The sequence below is a fragment of the Micromonospora sp. MP36 genome, assembly GCF_008119785.1.
In the GTDB taxonomy this organism is placed as follows: domain Bacteria; phylum Actinomycetota; class Actinomycetes; order Mycobacteriales; family Micromonosporaceae; genus Micromonospora.
In genome coordinates, this window is sequence record NZ_VSFA01000092.1 from 1 (window position 1) to 21,323 (window position 21,323).

The 21,323-nt window shown below is 68.9% G+C and carries 17 protein-coding genes and 2 pseudogenes; 11 read left to right on the top strand and 8 right to left on the bottom strand.

Translation table 11 applies throughout. The features are described 5' to 3' along the window. The first annotated feature begins 784 nt into the window (after positions 1-784). On the top strand, positions 785-2,080 hold the full coding sequence (gene ltrA, locus FXF52_RS33055) for a group II intron reverse transcriptase/maturase (protein ID WP_255472586.1): 1,296 nt from the start codon (positions 785-787) through the stop codon (positions 2,078-2,080). Between the two features lie 321 nt (positions 2,081-2,401). Here ltrA and FXF52_RS44250 read toward each other — a convergent pair. The 5 genes and pseudogenes from FXF52_RS44250 to FXF52_RS33070 all read right to left on the bottom strand — a co-directional run. Then, positions 2,402-3,385 (bottom strand): annotated as a pseudogene (locus tag FXF52_RS44250) (zinc ribbon domain-containing protein); the annotation flags it as partial. Then, on the bottom strand, positions 3,306-3,851 hold the full coding sequence (locus FXF52_RS42620) for a hypothetical protein (protein ID WP_222870815.1): 546 nt from the start codon (positions 3,849-3,851) through the stop codon (positions 3,306-3,308). The pseudogene FXF52_RS44250 and the gene FXF52_RS42620, both read right to left, overlap by 80 nt. A gap of 194 nt (positions 3,852-4,045) precedes the next feature. Beyond that, positions 4,046-4,699 (bottom strand): cellulase family glycosylhydrolase, encoded by a 654-nt coding sequence (locus FXF52_RS43465; protein ID WP_255472592.1) that lies wholly within the window; start codon positions 4,697-4,699, stop codon positions 4,046-4,048. Continuing rightward, positions 4,600-4,980, bottom strand: a complete 381-nt coding sequence (locus FXF52_RS43470) for a hypothetical protein (RefSeq protein WP_255472594.1) — start codon at positions 4,978-4,980, stop codon at positions 4,600-4,602. Before FXF52_RS43470 ends, FXF52_RS43465 begins: the two co-directional genes overlap by 100 nt. A gap of 369 nt (positions 4,981-5,349) precedes the next feature. Next, positions 5,350-5,580 carry a hypothetical protein gene (locus tag FXF52_RS33070; RefSeq protein WP_148803037.1) on the bottom strand — a complete coding sequence of 77 codons (231 nt, stop codon included), beginning with the start codon at positions 5,578-5,580 and terminating at the stop codon, positions 5,350-5,352. Between the two features lie 96 nt (positions 5,581-5,676). Here FXF52_RS33070 and FXF52_RS33075 point away from each other — a divergent pair, with 96 nt between their 5' ends. After that, positions 5,677-6,414 carry a TetR/AcrR family transcriptional regulator gene (locus FXF52_RS33075; protein WP_148803039.1) on the top strand — a complete coding sequence of 246 codons (738 nt, stop codon included), beginning with the start codon at positions 5,677-5,679 and terminating at the stop codon, positions 6,412-6,414. Between the two features lie 32 nt (positions 6,415-6,446). On the opposite strand, the gene FXF52_RS33080 is transcribed toward FXF52_RS33075, so the two are convergent. After that, positions 6,447-7,220, bottom strand: a complete 774-nt coding sequence (locus FXF52_RS33080) for a transposase family protein (RefSeq protein ID WP_148803040.1) — start codon at positions 7,218-7,220, stop codon at positions 6,447-6,449. Between the two features lie 325 nt (positions 7,221-7,545). Between FXF52_RS33080 and FXF52_RS33090 the strand changes: the two are divergent. The 3 genes and pseudogenes from FXF52_RS33090 (at position 7,546) to FXF52_RS33095 (ending at position 9,578) form a co-directional block, all read left to right on the top strand. Beyond that, positions 7,546-8,027: pseudogene (locus FXF52_RS33090) on the top strand (NmrA family NAD(P)-binding protein). Positions 8,028-8,182: 155 nt separating this feature from the next. Next, positions 8,183-8,392, top strand: a complete 210-nt coding sequence (locus FXF52_RS42625; RefSeq protein ID WP_370518059.1) for a hypothetical protein — start codon at positions 8,183-8,185, stop codon at positions 8,390-8,392. 70 nt (positions 8,393-8,462) lie between these two features. Then, positions 8,463-9,578: a MerR family transcriptional regulator gene (locus FXF52_RS33095; protein WP_148803042.1), complete on the top strand. Its 1,116-nt coding sequence runs from the start codon at positions 8,463-8,465 to the stop codon at positions 9,576-9,578. Positions 9,579-10,153: 575 nt separating this feature from the next. Here FXF52_RS33095 and FXF52_RS33105 read toward each other — a convergent pair. Further along, the gene (locus tag FXF52_RS33105) at positions 10,154-12,577 is read right to left on the bottom strand and encodes a beta-galactosidase (protein WP_148803044.1); all 2,424 of its coding nucleotides are present in this window, start codon (positions 12,575-12,577) and stop codon (positions 10,154-10,156) included. A 119-nt stretch (positions 12,578-12,696) separates the two neighbouring features. Here FXF52_RS33105 and FXF52_RS33110 point away from each other — a divergent pair, with 119 nt between their 5' ends. From FXF52_RS33110 to FXF52_RS33130, 5 genes are all read left to right on the top strand, one after another. Next, complete coding sequence (locus FXF52_RS33110; RefSeq protein ID WP_148803046.1) at positions 12,697-13,731, top strand: LacI family DNA-binding transcriptional regulator; 1,035 nt, start codon at positions 12,697-12,699, stop codon at positions 13,729-13,731. Positions 13,732-13,919: 188 nt separating this feature from the next. Further along, the gene (locus tag FXF52_RS33115) at positions 13,920-15,038 is read left to right on the top strand and encodes a sugar ABC transporter substrate-binding protein (RefSeq protein ID WP_255472590.1); all 1,119 of its coding nucleotides are present in this window, start codon (positions 13,920-13,922) and stop codon (positions 15,036-15,038) included. A 1-nt stretch (position 15,039) separates the two neighbouring features. After that, positions 15,040-16,002: a carbohydrate ABC transporter permease gene (locus tag FXF52_RS33120; RefSeq protein ID WP_148803050.1), complete on the top strand. Its 963-nt coding sequence runs from the start codon at positions 15,040-15,042 to the stop codon at positions 16,000-16,002. 2 nt (positions 16,003-16,004) lie between these two features. Continuing rightward, a complete protein-coding gene (locus FXF52_RS33125) occupies positions 16,005-16,853 on the top strand; it encodes a carbohydrate ABC transporter permease (protein ID WP_148803052.1) in 849 nt (282 codons plus the stop codon). A 28-nt stretch (positions 16,854-16,881) separates the two neighbouring features. Beyond that, the gene (locus tag FXF52_RS33130; protein WP_148803054.1) at positions 16,882-18,426 is read left to right on the top strand and encodes a glucoamylase family protein; all 1,545 of its coding nucleotides are present in this window, start codon (positions 16,882-16,884) and stop codon (positions 18,424-18,426) included. Positions 18,427-18,640: 214 nt separating this feature from the next. Here FXF52_RS33130 and FXF52_RS33135 read toward each other — a convergent pair whose 3' ends face one another. After that, entirely contained in the window at positions 18,641-20,494 is a 1,854-nt protein-coding gene (locus FXF52_RS33135; RefSeq protein ID WP_222870819.1) for a xylan 1,4-beta-xylosidase, read from the bottom strand. Positions 20,495-21,022: 528 nt separating this feature from the next. Between FXF52_RS33135 and FXF52_RS33145 the strand changes: the two genes are divergently transcribed. Beyond that, the gene (locus FXF52_RS33145) at positions 21,023-21,214 is read left to right on the top strand and encodes a hypothetical protein (RefSeq protein WP_148803059.1); all 192 of its coding nucleotides are present in this window, start codon (positions 21,023-21,025) and stop codon (positions 21,212-21,214) included. Positions 21,215-21,323 lie beyond the last annotated feature (109 nt).

The following is a 21,323-nucleotide window of genomic DNA, read 5'->3' on the forward strand; positions in this document are numbered from 1 at the left end:
AGCTGACCCCGGAGGCGTTGTTGTTGACGAGGGTGTAATTGGGGCCGAGCGTCCCTGATCAGCTTAGCGATCCTGAGTCGGATTGAGTTTCCGGGATCGTTTCCCACCGTGGTGGGGTCGCGTGGGCGTGGAAGTGGAATCCCGCGCCCAACGTGGCTCCGCGTGGCCGGTGGCCGGTGGTGGGTGTGCTGGTCGTGTTCACGCCCTGGTGTCGGTGGGCTGCGCGGGGCAGCCTCCGGTCCGTTGGTGCGTGGTGCGCCGGGATAAACCGGCATGGAGGAGGAGATGGAAGAGCTCTACGTCGAAGGGCTAGCGACCCACGGCGGCCCCGAGCCATGCGCTGGCGTCCGTGAGGGTGTCGGTGAAGCGTTGGTAGGGGTACGTGCAGGCCGGGCTATTGAGCCTCGAAATAACGGGATTGGGGTGCCCACGCTGTCACGCAGGCGGAAGGCAACACTGTCGAGGGCGTTTTCGCGAGCTGTCGGCGGGCCCCGCGGGGTCAGAGAACCAGGGCATGTACGGAACCTCCATGCGCGAGAACCGGGAGGGCCCGTGCCCGCTCGCCCAGTTGATCATGGGTGGGCCGTTCAGGGAACGCTGAGGCGGTACGCCTGAGATGGACGGGCATGGGCAGTCGGATCGTTCCGTAGTACCTGCGAACCCGCCGAACAAGGCCGTGGCTGCGGAGGTGGGGGAGGGAAGGGGATGAGTCAAGGGGAACACGGGCAGCAAAACGCGTCCCGGACACAGTGCCGGAACCGACGCGTCCAGTGCGCTGGGCCGTGTGCGTGAAGTAGCGCGACGGGATAAGGATGCGCGGTTCACCGCGCTGCTGCACCACGTCAGTCTGGGACGCTTGCGGGCGGCTTACTGGGCGATTCGTCCGCAGGCCGCGCCCGGGGTGGATGGGGTGACGTGGACCGACTATGGGCAGGGCTTGGAGACCAACCTTCAGGACCTGCACGTGCGGGTGCAGTCGGGGCGCTACCGGGCGAAGCCAAGCAGGCGGGCCTACATTCCGAAGGCGGATGGGCGGCTTCGGCCGCTCGGGATCGCCGCGTTGGAGGACAAGATCGTCCAGCGGGCCGTCGTCGAGGTGTTGAACGCCGTCTACGAGGTGGACTTCCGGGGCTTCTCCTACGGGTTCCGGCCGGGGCGTGGTCCGCACGATGCGTTGGACGCCCTCGCGGTCGGGATCGAGCGGAGGAAGGTGAACTGGGTGCTCGACGCGGATATCCGCGACTTCTTCGGCCAGCTTGATCGGGTTTGGCTGCGGAAGTTTCTGGAGCACCGGATCGCGGACAAGCGGGTCCTGCGGCTGGTCGACAAGTGGCTGGCCGCGGGAGTGATCGAGAACGGGAGTTGGTCGGCGACGGAGCAAGGGTCACCGCAGGGGGCATCGGCATCACCGCTGCTCGCTAACGTGTACCTGCATCACGTCCTCGACCTGTGGGTTGACTGGTGGAGACGCCGCCACGCGCACGGCGATGTGATCATCGTGCGGTTCGCGGACGACTTCATCGTCGGGTTCGAGGATGAACAGGATGCGCGGCGGTTCCTGACCGAGCTTCGCGAGCGGTTCGCGCGGTTCGGGCTGGAGCTTCACCCGGACAAGACCCGGCTGATCGAGTTCGGCCGGCACGTCGTCGGACGACGACGTAAGCGGGGTCTGGGCAAGCCGGAGACCTTCGACTTCCTCGGCTTCACGCACATCTGCGCGGTGTCCGAGAGCGGGCGGTTCTGGCTCAAGCGCATCACGGTCTCGAAACGGATGCGGGCGAAGCTGAAGATGGTCAACGAGCAGCTCAAGCGTCGCCGGCATCAGCCCATCCCGGTGCAGGGGCAGTGGCTGGCCAGCGTGGTGCGAGGCCACGCGGCCTACTATGCAGTGCCCGGCAACACCGACGCGGTGTCGACCTTCCAATACCAGGTGACCCGACACTGGTTCAAGGCGTTGCGGCGTCGTAGCCAGCGCACACGGATGACCTGGGCGCGGATGGGCCGGATCGCGGCTCGATGGATACCCAAGGTTCGCACGATGCATCCCTTCCCGGCGGCGCGCTTCGCTGCCAGGACCTGAGGCAGGAGCCCCGTGCGGTAGTCCCGCATGCGGGGATCTGTGCGGGGGGCCGCCCGTGAGGGCGGTCCCTACCGCGACTCCCTCCGGACGCTTACCCGCCCGGTTGTGGGGCCGGGTGGGGGAGGGTGCCCCGCGTCGCCTGGGCGCGGGGCGTGGTGGCTTGTGCCGGGTGGGGCCGGTCTTCGACCGGTCGGCCCGGTGGCTCTTTGTGATGACCGCTGCCGTTTCGAGTTTGTCGACCACGGCGCGGATGACCATCCGCCCGCTGGCCTTGTCGATGACGGTCTTGGCCTGATGGGTCAGGCCGCGGGCGGCGATCCGCCGCCAGGCGCCCTGGTCACGGTCGCCCTGCCAACGGCAGGACTGGTCGGGACAGACAGCCCACTTCCAACCCGCCACCGTCGGCTTGTCAGGGGCCTTACAGTGCCGCAGCGGTGTCAGGCACTGCGGGCAGTGCTTCGACGTGTTCCGGGCGGGGACGGTGACCACGGCGATACCCGCCTCGGCGGCGAGGTGCCGCATCCGGTCGACGATCTGCCCGCGCACCTGCTGGGACAGCCGCGTGTTCAGGGTGGTCCCCATGCCCTTGGCCTCCAACGACCGCAGGTCTTCGACGTAGATGACGGTCGCCGCGGCGGCGATGGCCTGGTCGACGGCCCAGCGGGCGGCGGCCCACGCGAGCGCGCCGTTCAGGTTCGTCCGGCGGTCGGAGACGTGGCGGATCTCGGCGCGCAGCACCGCCAGTTTGCCGACGAGGTGATGCCGCTCGTCACGGCCGGTGAGGCGTTGGTAGTGGTCGGCTTTGGCGTGCAGCCGCTCACTGTGACGGCGCAGGCGGTGCTGCTTGGCGAGGACCCCGGCCGCCCGGAACTGGCCACCCGCACCCAACGCCGTGATCCGCCCGCCCTCGTGGAGCCGCAGGGCCCCCGCGGTGAGGAGGGTGTTCAGCCCCCAGTCCACCCCGAGCGCCACCGTGTGACCGGTCCGCCGGACCTTCGGCACAGCGTGCGTGTACGCGACATCGGCGCGCACCTGCCCACCGGTGAGGCGGAGGGTGGGCAGGTGCACCACCGCGCCCGCGGGAACCGTGGGCGGCAGCATGATCGGACAGGCCACCCACGTCCAATCCGCATAGGCTCGCGGATCCGGACGGGTGGGCAACTGCAACCGCAGCAACACCCTCCTGGGCTCGGTGTCGCTGCGTTCGATGCTGGCCTGCTGCCGGTCACACGCGGCCAACAGCAGCATCCGCGCGACCCTTGGGACCGCCTTCCAACTCGAACACGTCCACCGGCAGCCGCCCATTGACGGCACGGAACCTGGCAACCTGCCGCGTGCGGGACTTGATGACACCCGACGGCAGATGCTCCCCGCCCGGAACCGCCTTGCGTACCTGCTCCCACTCCTGCGCGGTGCGCTGACGCGGATCGGCCGGCCACGTCGCCAACACCCCGGCGGTCAATTCAGCACGCCACGACGCCGCACGCAGAATGCGCCCCGCCTGCTCCTGCGCCATCCGCACGACCCGGTCATTGACCCTCACACCCGCCGGCGCGGTAACCGTCCAACCCAAGCGCCGCAGCGCCATCCACGCATTTGACGGCAGTTTCCGGCCACCCGCGTCGTGTCCGGAGGCCAACACCTCCACATCCGCGCAGTTCCACCGCTCCGCCAACAGGCCGGACACCATCCCCACCACCAGATCGGCACACCAGCCGATCCGCTGCGCAAGCACCGCCTGCGACAGAACCTCACCGCTCTCCTCGTCCACCCCCGATCGGAGCAAAGCGCGGGCGCAAGCGGTACGGGAGACCTCGCCCTCAGCCAGCGGCAGCTTCCCGGTCACCGACTCATCGCCCCGCCATCGATCAAAGAGAACCCGCGATCACGACCGACCCACATCACCGGAATCTCCCCCGAACCAGCCCAAAAGCAAACGCCACGATCCACACGGCTAACCTAGGATCACCGACGATTCCTAATCAAGTTGGTCAGCCTCGTCATGCTGTAGCCGTCGTTGGTGCGCAAACCCGGCCAGTAGACCGAGCCCATGCCCAGCAAGCGGAGGTTGTCGCTGACGGCTTGGATGTAGGCGATGTAGGCGTTGCCGTTGTCCGGGCCGTTGTAGTTCAGCCCGCTCGTCATCGGGGCGCCCCACTCGTCGAGGACCGTGCGGGAGGCGCACGAACCGATCCTGTTCCGGAAGTCGGTGGCCCAGGCCGCGTAGCTGGCCTCGGTCGGGTTCCAGAACCCGTAGAAGTGCAGCGAGAGGAAGGTTCCGGACAACCGACTGTCGGCGCATACGCTGGTGACGTTGTCGTTGTACCCGGTGCCGCTGACGAAGATCCGGTTCTTCGGGACCGACGGGTAGGTGTTGATCCACGAGGCGGCGAGGTTTGCCCAGGCGCTCTGGGTGTACCCGTGGGGCTCGTTCATCGGCTCGAAGTAGACCAGGCCGTTGCCGATGTACTTGTTGACGACCGTGGTCCACATGTTCCAGAAGACGGTGGTGTTGTCGATCAGCCCGTCCTTGTGGGCGGAACCCTCCCAGTAGCTGAGGATGACCTTGACGCCCTTGGCGACAGCGGCATCGATGGCACCCCGGTGTACGAAGCCCAGTACGACCCGTTGACCGTGTACGGGTTGATCGGCAGCCGCATGGTGTTCGCGCCGAGGTTGTTCTGGAATCCAGAGATGATCCCGGTGGCCTTGGTGTACGTGGTGGCATAGCCGTCCGTCGTGGACAACACCGAGAGTGAGAGCAGATCCTCGGCGTAGTTGTCCCTGGGGTCGGCCCAGTTGGCCCCCTTGAACTGACTCGTGTTCGCGAGCCCAGGAGTGCTCATCACTCCCACCTGGACGATGACCGTCGCGACGAGCAGGGCGAGGAGAGAAGCCACCCTGACGCCCCGTCGCGGAAAGCGACGCAAGCCTCGCCAGAAGGCACGAATGCGCACCATGAACTGCCCCTTTCAGGCACGTGGGTGGCTGCGCGATAGGGCCGCAGGCGCTGAGCAGCGCCGCTCGTGGAGAAACCCGAACGATGTTTGCAGGTGACGAATCGACGGAAGTCGAAATATCCGCTATGCCCCCCGTCAATACATGTGGGTAGTGACGGCAGAGCCATCTCCCGCTCTGGACAGCCCTTGAGGGCCTTTTTGTCCGGCCAGGCATCCACTGAGCCGTTTTCATCTTCCGTCTTTTGTGCAGATCTGGTGCCTTCATCGAGGTGTTCACCACCGTCTGCGTGGCGCGAGCTTGGCGGGTGCTCAAGGGACTGTGTCGGAGTAGACCTCGACGTCGTAGAGTAGCTGCATGTTGCGGCGGCCGTTCGTGATGCCGACGAAGATCGGGTCACCGGCCGGGGTGCGGCCCTGGCGCCACACCTGTTCCCGAGCCGCTTCCCGCGACTCGTGATGGATCTTGCCTTCTTGATGCAGTTGCAGGACGCGACGGGCAGTGGTCTGGTCGCTGTCGAGGTGGATTCGCAGCAGAGGCATGGTGTGATCTCCTTGCCGACCGTCAAGGCCAACCTTTCACACGTTCGACTAGCTTACCGCTGTTAAGTTGCCTGTCCACTGGACTAGAGTGGCTCCATGACCAGCGCAGAGGCCGGTGTGCCGACGACACCCTCGGCGGGGCGACGGGGCAGCCGCACTCCGCCGCCGGTATGGCTACGGGCGGAGCCGTCGCGTGCACGGCGCAAACCGCCGCTGACCCTTGAGCGCATTGTGGACACAGCGGTGACCTTGCTGGACGAGCACGGCATCGAGGGCCTGACGATGCGCTTTCTTGCCCAACAGCTCAACGTGACGGCGACTGCGTTGTACTGGCACGTGAGGACGAAGGATGACGTCCTGGACCTGGCCGTTGACCGGATCTTCGGCGACGTGCCAATTCCGGACGTGAGCGACAACTGGCTAGAGGACGTCCGCGTCCTCGTCCGGGGCTGGCGGGGCGCCATGCTGGGCCATCCCTGGGCACCAAGGCTGGTCGGACGTCCGATGCTCGGTCCCAACGTCCTAGCCCGTACCGAGTTCCTGCAATCGGCGCTGGTGCGCGGCGGTTGTTGCGGACTTCGGCTTGCGGTGGCCACGCGAATGCTGGCCAACTACGTCATCGGCGCCTCGCTCACGGAAGCCACGTGGCACCAGACCGCGGACCCTGACGCGAGAGCCGCAGCCCGCGACTATGTCGCCGCGAGCGCCAAAGCCTATCCGACCCTCAACGCCTCTGGCCATCTCGACGACAACCGATGGGACGACGACCTGCTGTTCGAGGAGGGACTCAACGGGATTCTCCTGACAGCAGCACGGACAGGGATGCCGGAATGACCACGCACACCACTGAGTTTCTTTGGTTCCGGCTAGCGCTCGACTTCGACGTGGTGCAGGACGAGGATGGCCTGCACGATCGCGGTGGCGCGGCGCGGGCAGCAGCGCAGCTTGGCCAGGATCTTCCAGGTTTTGAGCGTGGCGATGTCGCGTTCGCCACGAGCACGGATTCTCGCGTGCGCCTGGTTGACTGCCTTCTGCCGGCGTGACAGCTTCGGCTGGAAGCGGCGCCGCTTGAACGGCGTGCGCACGCTGCCTCGAGCGCCCGGGTAGCCCTTGTCGGCGAAGGTCATCACGTCCGCGGTGGTCAGCGCGTCGATGATGCCGTGGATGCGGGCGGCGGTGAGGTCGTGCGCCGAGCCCGGCAGTGCCGGTGAGGCCCACACGAGCCGGCCGGCGGCGTCGGCGATGACCTGCACGTTCACGCCGTGCCTCTTGTGTTTGCCGGAGTAGTACGGCCTCTGGTCGGCGATCCGGTCGATCGGGATCAGCGTGCCGTCCAGGATCGCGTACGCCAGTCGCCGGATGCGCCGCATCGCCGTGGCCAGGTCCTCAGCGACCGCGGAGAGCAGCATGATCGCTTCCTGCACGTAGCGCCAGGCGGTGGCGACACCGACGACGAACCCCGCGGCGAGCCGGGTGTAGGTGTCACCATTGCGCAGGTGGGCCAGGGCGAGCAGTGCCTGTCGCCCGGGCGCGAGACGCCGCCACCGGGATCGATGCTGGCTACGGTGCGCTCGGATGCGGTCGGCGGGGTGGTTCAGCGTCCGGCTGGACAGCGGGATCGTGGAGGGGTAAGACAGCACGGCGAGCCTCCCGGTCGGGGCATCTTGGTCGACTGCTGTCTTACCTGGAGCCTCGCCCTCATCGATCTCCGGGCCCGCCACACCCAGCCTGAACTGCAAGATCAGCTTGGAAAAGGCTCACTACCTGGGCGGGTGCGCGACGCGCCGCTCGCCAAAGTTTGAACTGCGAGGTTTCACTGCGGGCCGCAGGCAGGTAGTGCCAGGAGGCCGCTACCGCCGTCGCGCGAACGTGCGCAAGGGCGGGGTGGTGACCGAGGCGCGCGGACAGTGTGGTGCGCGGCGATCACCGGTCGCCGCGCTTGTTCGCTGAGAAGAGGCGTCTGTGATGGCCGATGCACCGATCTTGGTGCTCGGGGCGACCGGCGGCCAGGGCAGTGCCGTCACCGAGGCGTTGCTGAGCCGCGGGGCCCGGGTGCGGGCATTGGCGCGCGGCCCGAAGCGGGAGTCGGCTCGCCGGCTGGCCAACGAGGGTGTCGAGGTGGTCACGGGATCGTTGGACGACTGCACCTCGCTGGCCACGGCAATGGCGGGCGCATGGGCTACCTTCGCGCTCACGACTCCATTCGAGGCGGGCGTGGATGCCGAGGTGACCCAGGGCGGGCGATCTTGGCAGCCGCCGGCGATGCCCGAGTGCCGCATCTGGTGTTCAGTTCGGTGGCCGGCGCCGGTCAGGAAAGCGGTGTGCCGCACTTCGACAGCAAGGTGCGCGTCGAAACCGAGCTGGCGGCTGGTGATGTCCCCTGCACGATCTTGGGGCCGACGTACTTCTTCGACAACGCCCTCGGGCGGGGCGGACCGCATTCGTAGTGGGGCGCTCGATCTGCCGCTGCCGGCGGATCGGCTGCTGCAGCAGCTTGCCCGCACCGACCTTGGCGTCTTCGCCGCGCAGGTGCTTCTCGACCCCGCCCCCTACGTCGGGCGATGTATCGAGCTGGCCAGCGATGTCCCTACCCCCACCCAAGATGGCGACGGCGCTGAGCGCGGCCCTGGGACGGGAAGTACGCCATGAGAGGGTGCCGCTGGCCGAGATCGGCAACCCGGACATGCACGCGATGTGGGCGTTCTTGAACGGGTCGGGCTACCAGGTCGACATCGCCACACTGCCTGCCGCCTACCCCGAGGTTACTTGGACCAGCTTCGCCGATTGGGCCCACCACACGTTTAGCCGATGAGCGGAAACTCGATCATGCCAGCTGCGAAGCGCTTGCTCCTCACGCTGCGTCATGGCACATAGTCGGTGGCGTGGAGGAGCACTTGACCGTGGGGCGTGTGGCGGAGTTGGCCGGCGTCAGCGTCCGCACACTGCATCACTATGACGAGATCGGCCTCCTGGAGCCGTCCACGCGGACCGCGGCTGGGCACCGGGCCTACTCCGCGGGCGATGTGGAGCGACTCCGGGAGGTGCTTGCCTACCGGCGGCTCGGCTTCGGATTGCGGGAGATCGCGGATCTGGTTGACGATCCGGCCACCGACGCAGTCGCGCACCTGTGCCGGCTGCGCGGCCTGCTGATGGACCAGCGCGACCGCGCTGCTGCCATGGTGACGGCCATAGACAGGGAACTGGAGGCACGAGCAATGGGAATCAGGACGACGCCAGAGGAGCAACTGAAAGTGTTCGGCGCGCAGTTGTACGACGCCATCGGCTCCGCTTACCCAGCGACACGGCGCACCGAGCCGCGGATCGCCGCGCGCATCTGGGATGCGCTGGGGGACGCACGAACGGTGCTGAACGTCGGGGCTGGCACCGGCTCCTACGAACCACCCGACCGCGACGTCACGGCGGTAGAACCGTCGGCGGTTATGCGGGCGCAGCGTCCCGTGGGCGCGGCGCCGTGCGTGGCCGCCGCTGCGGAGAGTCTGCCGTTCGAGGACCAGTCCTTTGACGCCGCGATGGCGGTCAGCACCGTCCATCACTGGCCGGACCCGGTCGCCGGGCTGCGCGAGATGCGGCGTGTGGCCCGCCGCGTGGTGGTGTTTACGTACGACGCCGATGACACCGGCTGGCGTCAACGGTTCTGGCTCACCCGCGACTACCTGCCTGAGTTCGCAGACCTCCTCGTCGGCTGGCCGTCCTTGGGCGACCTGACCCACGCGATCGGAGGACGCGCGGAACCGGTGCTCGTCCCGTGGGACTGCGCTGACGGCTTCTTCGAGGCATACTGGCGCCGGCCCGAGGCGTACCTGGACGAACATGTACGCCGCGCGGTTTCGGTGTGGACCAGAGTCGGACCGCAGGCTGAGCAACGGGCAGTCAACCTACTCCGCGAAGACCTTTCCTCAGGCCGGTGGGCCGAGCGCAACCGCGACCTCGTCGCCCTCGACACAGCAGAACTCGGTCTCCGCCTGCTCGTAGCCTGAACCACCGTGGGCGAGAACGCCGCCAGAAAGCTGACCGCCGGGATCATTAGCCGCGGCGAGGGACGAGGCCGCCGGGCTGGCCGCCTCGTCCCGTTGCGAGAGGGCGGTGATCAGGCGTTGGTGTACGGGGCGGCGACGTCGAGGATCCAGGTGACGCCGAAGCGGTCGGTCAGCATCCCGAACGCGGGTGCCCCAAGACCCGCAGCTCTCGGCAGCAGGCACGATACCCGCCGCCGGCATCGGCAGCGTCAGGACAACCTTCGCCAACGTCCGCTTCATACCCGCCTGGACCCGCACGCATTTGCCGCCAGCCAGGCGCCCCGGCGCGTGACGGGCGCTCCGCGACGTGGGTGCGTCGCGGCGATCGGGTAACCGATCGCGGCGCCGTCCTTGCACAGATCGGCGACGGTAAGGTGAGGGTTCAGTGGTCTCGGATTCGACTGCTCAAGTGTGTTGGTCGCACACGATGATCATGTTGTCCGTTCGCAGGCAGGGGGAAATCGCCGTCGGCCGGTACCGCCCGCCGCATTATGCAGGCGGGCGACCACATCGAGGTCAGCCAACTCACCGGGCGGTCAGCCGATGCTGACCCGGATCGGTTCGCCATCCGGGGCCCGGGCGGTCAGAGTGGCCCGACCATCGGCGACGGTCACCTCGCCCCGGTCGGCGTGTACCGGCCGGTCGGTGGCGAAGACAGCGACATCCTCGGCCTGGGTCGGCCGGAGTAGCACCTCCGAGCCGTTCCGGGCCACCAGTTCGCAGCTGCTCTCGAGCAGCGTGGCCGGCCCGACGCGGATTCCGGCGGGCAGCATCAGCCCGGCGCGGGCGCCGATCCGCAGCCGCCGGCCGGACAGTACCGGCTCGTCCCGATGCCACAGGCCGAACTCGATCGCCGACGGCGCGACGTTGACCAGGTGAAGCAGCCGCTGGCCGGACCGGTCCACGGTTGTGGTGAGCAGCAGCCCGGGTTCGCTTGCGTCGTGCCGGAGCCGAGGCCGCACCCCGAGCCGGTCCAGCGCTGCTCGCCAGAAGTCCAGGTGGCACGGGTAGTCGGTGGCGATCATCACGACCCGGCCGGCGCCCACGGTCACCTCGACGCCGCATGCCCGGCCGGAGCCGACCTCAATGAGCAGCCGTTCGCCGGGCCCGGTGAGCAGTTGGGCGTAGCCGACCCGGACCTCGGCGGGGCCGGCCGCCCAGCCGCGGCCCACCACCGATGGGAAGTAGTGCGGGCCGCCCTCCAGCCAGCCGTCCGCCCGCAGCCCGAGCGCGTCGGCCAGCAGGGTGCACGGTGTGCCGTCGTGGTCGCGGGTGGGCAGCGGTCCGTGCAGTAGCAGCCGGCCGCCGGCCCGCAGGTGGTCGACCAGCCGCTGCTGAACGTGCGAACCGAGGGTGGGGGCGGTGGCCAGCACCACCACCGGCGGCATGCCGCCCGGCACCTGTGCTGCGCCGCCGGGTGCCCGAGTCTGAAGGTCCACTGCGGGGAACGAGTAGCCGGCGAGCAGCAGCGCCCGCGCCAGGACGTCCCGCGCGCCCATGCCGCGGAACCGTTCCAGCTCGGCGACCTGCTCCGCCCGGTTGCTGGACGCCGGGTGGTGGTACTCGGTCAGGTAGTGGTCGGGTACGAATCCGAGGGCGAACCCGTCGTGTTCCTCGTCGCCGTCGGCGAGCAGGTCGGCTACCCCGCGTACGGCGTGTAGCGCGCGTCGGGCTGCGGGGTACGTCGGGTTGAGGTGGCCCTCCGGGCTGACCGGGGCGGCGAAGCCGTGCCGCTCGCCGGTGAACGCGATCCGATCGTTGCCGTCGCTGACCGGCTCGGCCAGGGGCGGGTTGTGGCCGCCGGCGAACAGGTAGAGGTTGAGCAGCCGGTTGCCCTGCGCCACGCAGAGTCGGGTTTTCAGGTCGATAGCCTCGGGCGGGTACAGCGTCGACAGGTCCTCGCCGTAGTCGCCGTTGCCGGCCTCGAACTCCAGGCAGGTCAGCGGCTGGTCGCCGTCGTGCGTCGCGGCCAGGAACGCGTTGGACACGTACAGGTCGGCGACATTGGTGACGGTGAGGTCGCCGAGGTAGTAGTCCGAGCCGGAGGTGAGCTGCGGCTGCCCACGGTACGACTCCATGAGCTGGCTGATCCCGATCGGGAAGGTGCGCCCCCGTCCGCCGCCGGTGCCGTGCACGTTGACCAGGAACGGCACCCCGGTCACCCCGTATCGTTCGGCGCTGGTCCGCAGCGCCGTCACGTACCGGCGGTAGCGGTCCCGCATGTAGCGCCCGAGGTCGTCGTGCAGCGCCAGGGAGCGTTCCTCGACGGGGGTACGCAGCGTGGCAGACCATGCCGCCGGATCGGCCGGGTCGGCGCCGATTCGCGTCGCGGCGGTGTCCTTGCCGTACCGCTCGACGGCCCATCGTGCGAAGTCGGAGCAGAGGCCGTCGGTGAGGTCGGGGGAGTTGGTCACCCAGGACAGCATCCCGATCTCGTTGTCCAGTTGGACCGCCACCACGGGGCCGCCGCGCGGCGCGAGCCGCTCCGCGACCAGCGGCATCACCTGGGCGTACCAGCCGTCGGCCGCGGCGAGGAACTCGGGTGCCAGGTAGTCGATGGTGCGGGTGCTGATCGGCGCGCCGTCCCAGGTAATGGGGAGAAGGTGCGGGTGCTCGTCGTACACCCGGTAGGGGATGCCCTCGTTCTTGACCTCGGCCATGATGAACGGGCCGGGGCGGACCACGGCCCGCAGCCCGTGCTGGTGCGCGAGGTCGAGGAAGCCGGCCAGGTCGCGTTGTTCGTGAGTACGCCCGGTCAGGTCGGCCGACCCGTCGGGGAGTTCGTGCCACAGCCACGGCACGTAGGTGGCGACGGTGTCGCCGCCGCAGTCGCGGAGCTGGTCGAGCCGGTCGGCCCAGTCGGCCCGGGCGAGGCGGAAGTAGTGCACCTCACCGGCGAGCAGCAGCTCGGGCCGGCCGTCGACGAGGATCCTGCGATCCCGGAGCAGCACTTCTGTCATATGGGGCAGAGCTCCTCACACGGGAGATTGTGGATCAGAGACTTGTGAACTTCGTCTCGGCTGCCTATGGTCGGCTGAAACCGGTTTCTGTTAAGCGCACGTTACGGATCGAGGGAGCGATGAGCAACACCCGCATGACGGTTCGCGAGATTGCGAAGCTCGCTGGCGTCTCCGTGGCCACCGTCTCCCGGGTCTCCAATGGCACCGGCCAGGTCTCGGAGGAGATGCGCCGCCGCGTGCTGGACGCGATCGAGAAGCACGGATATCGCCCCGACCACCTCGGTCGGGCCCTGGCCGCGGGCCGGCACGGCGCTCTCGGCCTGGTCTTCCCCGGCCTGTCCGGCCCCTACTTCACCGAACTGATCCAGGGCTTCGAGTCGGAGGCGGTGCCGTCCCGGGCCAGCGTGCACATCCTCTGCACGCACCTGCGCTCCGACTCCGATGACCAGGTGCTGGAGATGGGCCGCCGGGTGGACGGTGTCGCCGTCATGGGCGGCACCATCTCCGACGAGGCGCTGCTCCGGCTCGCCAAGATGGTTCCCGTAGTGGTGGTCGCCGGCGAGGGGCCCGGCGACATTCCCTCGGTACGCGCCGACAACGTCGGCAGCATGCTGGCGCTCACCCGACACCTGCTCGCCGAGCACGACCTACGCGATCTGGTCTTCGTCGGCAACCCGGCGGGCTCGCCCGACGTCAGTGAACGCTGGGCCGCCTTCCGGCGGGCGCACCACGACCTCGGCATCGAGCCGCCCGCCGAGCCGGTCGCGGTCAGTATGCAGCAGGCCGATGGGGTGCTCGCCGCCGACCAGTTGCTGGGCGGTGACACGCCCCGGCCCGCTGGGGTGGTCTGCGCCAATGACGAGATCGCCCTCGGCGTGCTGGTCGGCGCGCTTGGTCGGGGCCTGCGGGTGCCGCAGGACCTGCACATCACCGGCTTCGACGACGTGCCGGCCGCCGCTCTCGTCACCCCCGCACTGACCACCGTCCGGCAACCCGTCCGCGAGCTGGCCGCCGAGGCGGCCCGGCTGATCCTGCGTGCCGCCGGCCAGCCCGGCAACACCCCTGCGGGCAGTCTCGTGCTGCCCGCCGAACTCGTCCTGCGCCGCAGTTGCGGCTGCCCGGCGCCCCGACCGGAAGTGCCGGCAGGTGAATAGCTCACACCCTGGAAACCACCAACCCCTGGAGGTACGACATGAGAAGTAGGCGGTTAGCCGCCGCGGCTGGGGTCGTCTTGGCCGCGTCGGTCGCGTTGGCCGGTTGTGGCCGTGACTCGGGCGGCGGCCAGGAAGAGGCGAAGTCTGTCGGCGCAGGCAAGGCGAGCGGGGACATCACCGTCTGGGCGATGGGCACGGAAGGTGAGAAGCTCGCCGAGTTCGCGAAGGAGTTCTCCACCGAGAACCCCGACGCCAAGGTCTCCGTGACGGCGGTGCCCTGGGACGCGGCGCACCAGAAGATCGCGAGCGCCATCGCCGCGAAGCAGACGCCGGACGTGTCGATGATCGGTACCACCTGGCAGGGCGAGTTCGCCAAGACCGGCGCGCTCGACCCGACCCCGTCGGATCTGATCAAGAAAGACGACTTCTTCCCCGGCGCCTGGGACACCACGATCGTCGACAGCACCTCGTACGGCGTCCCGTGGTACGTCGAGACCCGGCTGATCTACTACCGCAAGGACATGGCCGCCAAGGCCGGGTTCCCGGACGGCCCGAAGACGTGGGACGACCTCAAGGCCATGGCCAAGGGCATGAAGGAGAAGGCCGGCGCCAAGTGGGGCCTCAACCTCCAGCCCGGCAAGACCGGCAGTTGGCAGTCGGTCCTGCCCTTCGCCTGGTCCAACGGCGCCGACGCGGCCAGCGCAGACAAGCTGAGCTTCGACACCCCGGAGATGACCGAGGCGCTTGCCTACTACCAGTCCTTCTTCAAGGAGGGCCTGTCCCCGACCGCGCTGCCGGACGGCTCGCTCGAGCCCGGCTTCGTCAAGGGTGAGATCGGCGCGTTCATCTCCGGCCCGTGGCACATGGGCATCGTCGAGGAGCAGGGCGGTGCCGGCTTCAAGGACAAGTACGCGGTCGCGCAGATGCCGACGAAGAAGTCGTCGACCTCGTTCATCGGCGGCAGCAACCTCGCGGTCTTCAAGGACGCCAAGAACCGTGACGGCGGCTGGAAGTTCGTGCAGTGGCTGAGCAAGCCCGAGGTGCAGGTCAAGTGGTACCAGGCGGTCAAGGACCTGCCCGCCGTGCAGTCGGCCTGGAACGACTCGACGCTCACCGGCGACACCTTCCTGACCGCGTTCGGCCAGCAGCTCAAGAGTGCCAAGGCGCCGCCGGCGATCACGACCTGGGAGCAGATCGCGGCCGCGTTCGACCTCGAGGTCGAGAAGCTGTGCAAGCAGAACGCCGACCCGGCCGCGACGGCGAAGGCGATCCAGCAGCAGGCGAGCGCCATCGGGACCGGGAGCTGACATGACCGGCGCCTCCGCGGCGACGGCACCGGCGCGACCGGCCGGGGCGACCAGCCCCGACCGGCCCGCCGGGTCGGTCCGGCGGCGTCAACGCCTGCGGCGGGCGCTGACCGGCTGGGCCTTCTCCGCGCCCTTCACCGTGTTGTTCCTCGTGTTCATGGCGCTGCCGGTGGTGGCGTCGCTGGCCATGAGCTTCACCGATCTGCGCTCCACCGACCTGCGCAACCCGCTCGCCGTCAACGCCGTCGGCATCGACAACTACACCCGCCTGTTCTCCGACGACCTATTCCTGCGGTCGTCGGTCAACACGCTGGTCTTCGTCGTCGTCGGGGTGCCGCTGACCATGGTGCTGGCGCTGGCCGCAGCAACGGCGCTCAACTCCGGGCTCGTACGCTTCCGCGCGCTGTTCCGGGTCGGTTTCTACCTGCCGGTCGTGACCAGCATCGTGGCGATCGCGGTGGTCTGGCGCTTCCTGCTCGACCCCGAGATCGGGCTGGTCAACAACCTGCTGCGACTGGTCGGGATCGCCGGGCCGAGCTGGCTGTTCGACACCAGGCTCGCGCTGCCGTCGCTGATCGTCATGGCGGCATGGCGCAACTTCGGCTTCCTGATGGTGATCTTTCTGGCCGGACTCCAGGCGGTGCCGGCCGACCTCTACGAGGCGGCGAGGCTCGACGGCGCGACGCGGTGGCAGCAGTTCCGCAACGTCACCCTGCCGATGCTCCGGCCGACGCTGCTCTTCGGCGGGGTGATCACCGGCATCGGCTACCTCCAACTCTTCGAGGAGCCGTTCGTCATGACGCAGGGCGGTCCGCTCTCCTCGACGCTGTCCGTGTCGTTCCACATCTACAACCAGTTCGGCTTCGGCAACTACGGCTACGCGGCCGCCGCCAGCTACGTGCTCTTCGTGGCGATCGTGGCGCTGTCGGTCGTGCAGTTCCGCCTGCTCGGGGAGAGGAACTGACGATGGTCGCAAAGGACACCGCCTTGCGTACCCGTGACCGGGTCGCCAGGACCGTGCTCTACGTCGTCCTGGTCCTCGGGCTGCTCGCCGTGGCGGGACCGTTCGTCTGGATGGCGCTCTCGTCGCTCAAGCCGGAGCGGGAGATCCGCCAGGTGCCGCCGACCTGGTGGCCCGAGACGGTCACGCTCGACAACTTCCGCGAGCTGTTCTCCCGGCTGGACTTCCCGCTCTACTTCTTCAACTCGGCCCTGGTCGCGGTCCTGGTCACGGTCGGTAACCTGCTGTTCTGCTCGCTCGTCGGGTACGCGCTGGCCAAGCTGCGGTATCCCGGCAAGCGAGCACTCTTCCTGGCCGTGCTCGGCATGCTCATGGTGCCTGGCATGGTGACCTTCGTCCCGCAGTTCGTGCTGGTCAGCAACATGGGCCTGACCAACACGTACGCCGGCCTGATCCTGCCGTTCCTCGTCGGACCGTTCGGCGTGTTCCTCATGCGGCAGTTTCTCCAGTCGATCCCCGACGACCTCATCGAGGCGGCCCGGGTCGACGGCGCCGGCGAGTTCCGGATCTTCTGGCGGGTAGTGCTTCCGCTGTGCCGGCCAGCACTGGCCACCCTCGGGATCCTCACGTTCCTCAGTTCCTGGAACAACTTCCTGTGGCCCCTCGTGGTCGCCACCACGGAGGACAAGTACACGTTGCCGGTCGCCCTCGCGCTCTACAGCGTCGGCCAGAACCGCACCGACTACGGTCTGCTTCTCTCGGGAGCGGTCGTCGTCGTGCTTCCGGTGCTCATCGTGTTCCTGCTCCTCCAGCGGCATTTCCTGCGCGGCATCGCGACCACTGGAATCAAATAATCCATCCCGGAACGAGACAAGGAGACCCATGCGACGTCTTTGCGCACCGCTCCTCGCGCTGGCACTCGTGCTGGCAGGCGGCTCGGCCGCCGTCGCGGCACCCGACGAGCGCGGCGCCGACCGGGCCCTGCTCAGTTACGCCAAGGACACCTGGCGGTCGATGGTCGCCATGACCGATCCCGGCACCGGCCTGGTGGCCGACAACATCACCGGTGACCTGGCCGCCGGCGGCCGCTCCACCTACACGTCCCCCACCAACATCGGCGGCTACATGTGGTCGGCGGTGGTCGCCCGCGAGCTCGGCATCATCTCCAAGGCGGAAGCCCGCGACCGGATCGCCAAGACCCTCGACACCCTCGCCGGGCTCAAGCACCACACCGCGTCGGGCATGTACTACAACTGGTACGACCCGCGGGACGGCTCCGTCGTCACGGTCTGGCCCGACAACGGCAGCACCGTCTACCCGTTCTTGTCCAGTGTGGACAACGGCTGGCTCGCGGCCGCGCTCAACGTGGTCAAGGGCGCCGTGCCGGAGCTGCGCGGCAAGGCCGACGCGATCCTGCGGAAGATGAACTTCGGCTTCTACTACAACCCGGCGGCGCCCACCCCGTTCGGGGCCAGCGGCCTGATCGCCGGCGGCTTCTGGGACGCGCCACCCCCGGGATGCTCACGGCAGCGCGACGGCGTCTGGTTCACCTGCAACCACTACGACATCACGGTCACCGAACCGCGCATCGCGACTTACCTCGGCATCGCGATGGGCCAGATCCCGCCAAAGGCCTACTACAACACGATGCGCACCCTGCCGGCCACCTGCGACTGGAGCTGGCACGAGATGCAGCCGGTCGGCTTCAACACCACCTACGAGGGCGTTCCGGTGTACGAGGGCGCGTACCAGTACCGCGGCATCCAGTTCGTACCCAGCTGGGGCGGCGACATGTTCGAGGCGCTGATGCCCGACCTGTTCGTGCCCGAAGCAAGGTGGGCACCCAACAGCTGGGGCCGCAACCACCCCGCGACGGTCGCCGGCCAGATCGAGCACGGGATGAACGACGCCGGATACGGTTACTGGGGCTTCTCCCCGGCCAGCGACCCGGCCGGCGGTTACATGGCCTGGGGTGTCGACGCGATGGGTATGGACACCGACGGCTACCCGTCCGACATGGAGCGCTCGAAGTACGACGCCGGGTTCGGCGACTGCCGCCCGGCCGGCCCGGACCCCGACTACGGCGACGGCGTGGTGACCCCGCACGCGGCGTTCCTCGCTCTCCCGTACGCCAAGGCAGCGGTCGTCGACAACCTCGCCCGGCTCAAGGCCAACTTCGACTCGTACGGCCCCGGCGGCTTTTACGACGCGATCGCGGTCGGCAGCGGCACCGTGGCCAAGCGCCACCTCTCGCTCGACCAGGCCATGATCATGGGGGCGCTCGGCAACGAGCTCGCCAACGACCTCGTCCGCCGCGCATTCGTCTCGCCGCAGTTCGAACGCCGGATCCACCCACTGATCGCACAGGAGACGTTCAACGTTCCGGCCGACCAGGACCTTCCGCAGCTGCGCGGGGCCGCTTCATGACGGTGAGTGGCATCGCGGCGCAGGTGTAGGCACCTGTCCGACCCGTGGATCGTGCCATGGGGCGTGCGTCGTTCGGTTAGGCAAAGGCCCTGGTCACGCTTGATCCGGGAAGTAGGCCCTCAGCCCACTGGCTGAGGGCCTACTTCCCGAAGCAGGATCTTGCGAGGACTGCACGAGCCCGCCCAGCCCAACCCGCCGGGGGACGGGCCCGCCCTCAGGCCCCGGAGACCTCGACCAGCACCGCCCCGGGTTGCGGCAGGGTCAACTCGATCACCGCGGCTCCGTCCTCAACCTCCGGCTGCACCTTCTCCGCCCTGAGCTGGTCAGCGGCGCGTAGGGCCGCCCACTGCTCGTCGGTCGGCCAGTCGGCGACGCCCAGCCGGTCCGCGAGAGTGGTGATGTCGCCGTGCTCCCGGTCCAGCCGGGTGACGAGCACCGGCCGTCCGGCGGCATGGTCGATGACCAGCCGGATCCGCCGGGCCAGCGCCGGATCCCCGTCCCGCTTGCTCTGATCGAGGGTGGACACCCACACAAGCACGGCGAGGCTCCCGTCCGCGCGCCGGCTGGCCCAGGTCTGTACCAGGCCGTCGGCGCCGTCGCCGGTGGCCCGTACCGGCAGTTCGGTCTCGCCGAGCTGGGCGAGCATGCGCAGCGCGTGGTACCGCGGCTTGGCGATGCCGCCGACGGTGAGCAGCCCGAACCCGCCGTGCAGCAGCCTCGGCGGCCGGCCGAGTTCCTCGAAGTGGTCGCTGGCCACCCAGTAGGACAGCGCGTCGACCCTGCCGGCGGCCGACCGCATGCCGGTGAGCAGGAAGGTGCCGGCCGAGGTGCCGTCGTTGACCGGGTGGAAGTGGGTGGGGGTGACGCCCCACTCGGTCCACAGGATTCGCGCGCCCGGGAAGCCGAGCCGGGCCAGCGTGGGCCGCAGGTCCAGTGGCGGGCTGCCGTATGTGTGGGTGGAGACGAAGTCGACCGGCGCCCCGGAGCGGGCGGCGTGCTCCAGCAGCGCATCCACCCAGCCGGCGGCCGCCGAGGACGGGCCGCCGACCGGGATGCGCGGGTCGACGTCTTTGACGGCGCGGGCGGTCACGTCGTACAGCCGCATCCACTCCTCCCGGCTGCCGGACCAGAAAACCTCCAGGTTGGCCTCGTTCCACACCTCGAAGTCCCAGCCGAGCACCTGCTCGCCGTACCGTTCCAGCAGGTGGGCCACCAACGCCCGAACCAGCCCGGACCACCGGTCCCAGTCGCGCGGCGGAGAGATGATGCCGCGGTAGGTGAAGACGGTGCGGTCCGGGTCACTGGCCAGGTCGCGGGGCATGAACCCGATCTCCACCACCGGCGTCATTCCGATGCCCAGGAGCAGGTCGTAGACCTGGTCCACCCGGCTGAAGTCGTACACCGGCTCGCCGTCGACCTCGCGGTAGACGCCGAGGTCGTCGTGCAGGATCGAGTGCGCCCGTACGGTGGTCACGCCGATCTCGTCGCGTACCTGGCGGAGGGCGGCCAGCAGTTCGGTACCGATCTCCCGGCCGCCGGAGCGGTCCCGGCAGAGCAGTTGGGACAGCCGCTCGCTGCCGATCATCGGCTGCCAGGGCCGGTGCAAGGTGGCGCCTGCGGCGTCCGAGTCGAGGTGCAGCGTGACAGTGGGCGGGTCGCCGCCGGCCGGCAGGGCGGCCGCCGAGACCGGGTCGCTCAGCGCGCCGATCACGGTCACCTCGGGTACGGCGGCCACAGCGTAGGCGTACCGTTCGCCTGGGCTGCCGGTGGTGTCGACGTACCAGGTGTCGGGAACGGAGAGCACGTCTCCGCCGAGGTGGTCCACCGGGGTGAACGGCCCGGACACCCGGTCGCCGTCCAGCGTTGCACGATGCACCAGGTAGCCGACCGCACCGTCGACGGGCTGCCAGGAGAGGCGGACGTGTCCGCAGCCGGGGGTGGCGATCAGTCCGGCCGGCGGTGGCAGGTCGGGTAGCGCGGCCGTGCCGCCTTCGTCGCTGCGGCGGGCGATGCGGGCTTCCCAATCGGTCCGGGCGTCGGACGGCTCGGGTCCGCTGGCGTTCGTCACCGGGTACCTCCTGGCGGTCGTGGTTGATCCGGTTCGAGGACTGTAACCGGTTACCGTTTGCCGCGCGATCCGCATCCGCTTCTGTCGACGAGCGGACGTTGTCAGCTGCTTGAACTACATCGACGCAAGCCCCTACGTGCCAAGCAGGACAGGGCACCACCGCCCCGGCCCCTTCGTCCTCGACACCGACCGCCTCCCCGGATCCCGCCGATACAGGGCACCCGAAGAATTCCTCCGCGGCGCTGTCATCGACCAGCGCACCACCGTCTACACCCTCGGCCGCACCATCCAACAACTGCTGGACTCCCCAGACGGCTGGCGGGGATCCCCGGCCCAACACCAGATAGCGACCCACGCAGCCCAAGCAGCACCCGCAGACCGCTACCCCGACGTGGCGGCACTGGTCGCAGCGTCCGGGATCAGCGAGCCGAGCCACGAGGCAGTCCGGCACCGGATGAGCAGTTGGCCGCCGCGTCGGCGTGGCCACCGGTCCCGCATCGGCGTGGTCGCCGAGCCGCCTGTGTAACCGTGCCCGTTGTGGTACTCGTCCGGTTCGTCGCCCCCAGCGAGCGGATCGCTCAGTACGGGAAGGCGACCACAGGCGAGTCGGCGCGGGGCCCCTCGATCAGGGCGCTGCGGGTCGACGGGGGAGTCGACGACGCGCTCGACGACGGTCACGCCGGCGGGAGAGTTGGCGGCCCCGGTCCCAGCGGATCGTGATGTGCCAGCGTGTTCGCTACTCCATGCCGGCAGGGTGGTCGAGCATACGTACGAAGGCGTGCGGCCGAGAGATTGTGGGCAGCGTGAGGCCAAAACCCGGCGCGATCAC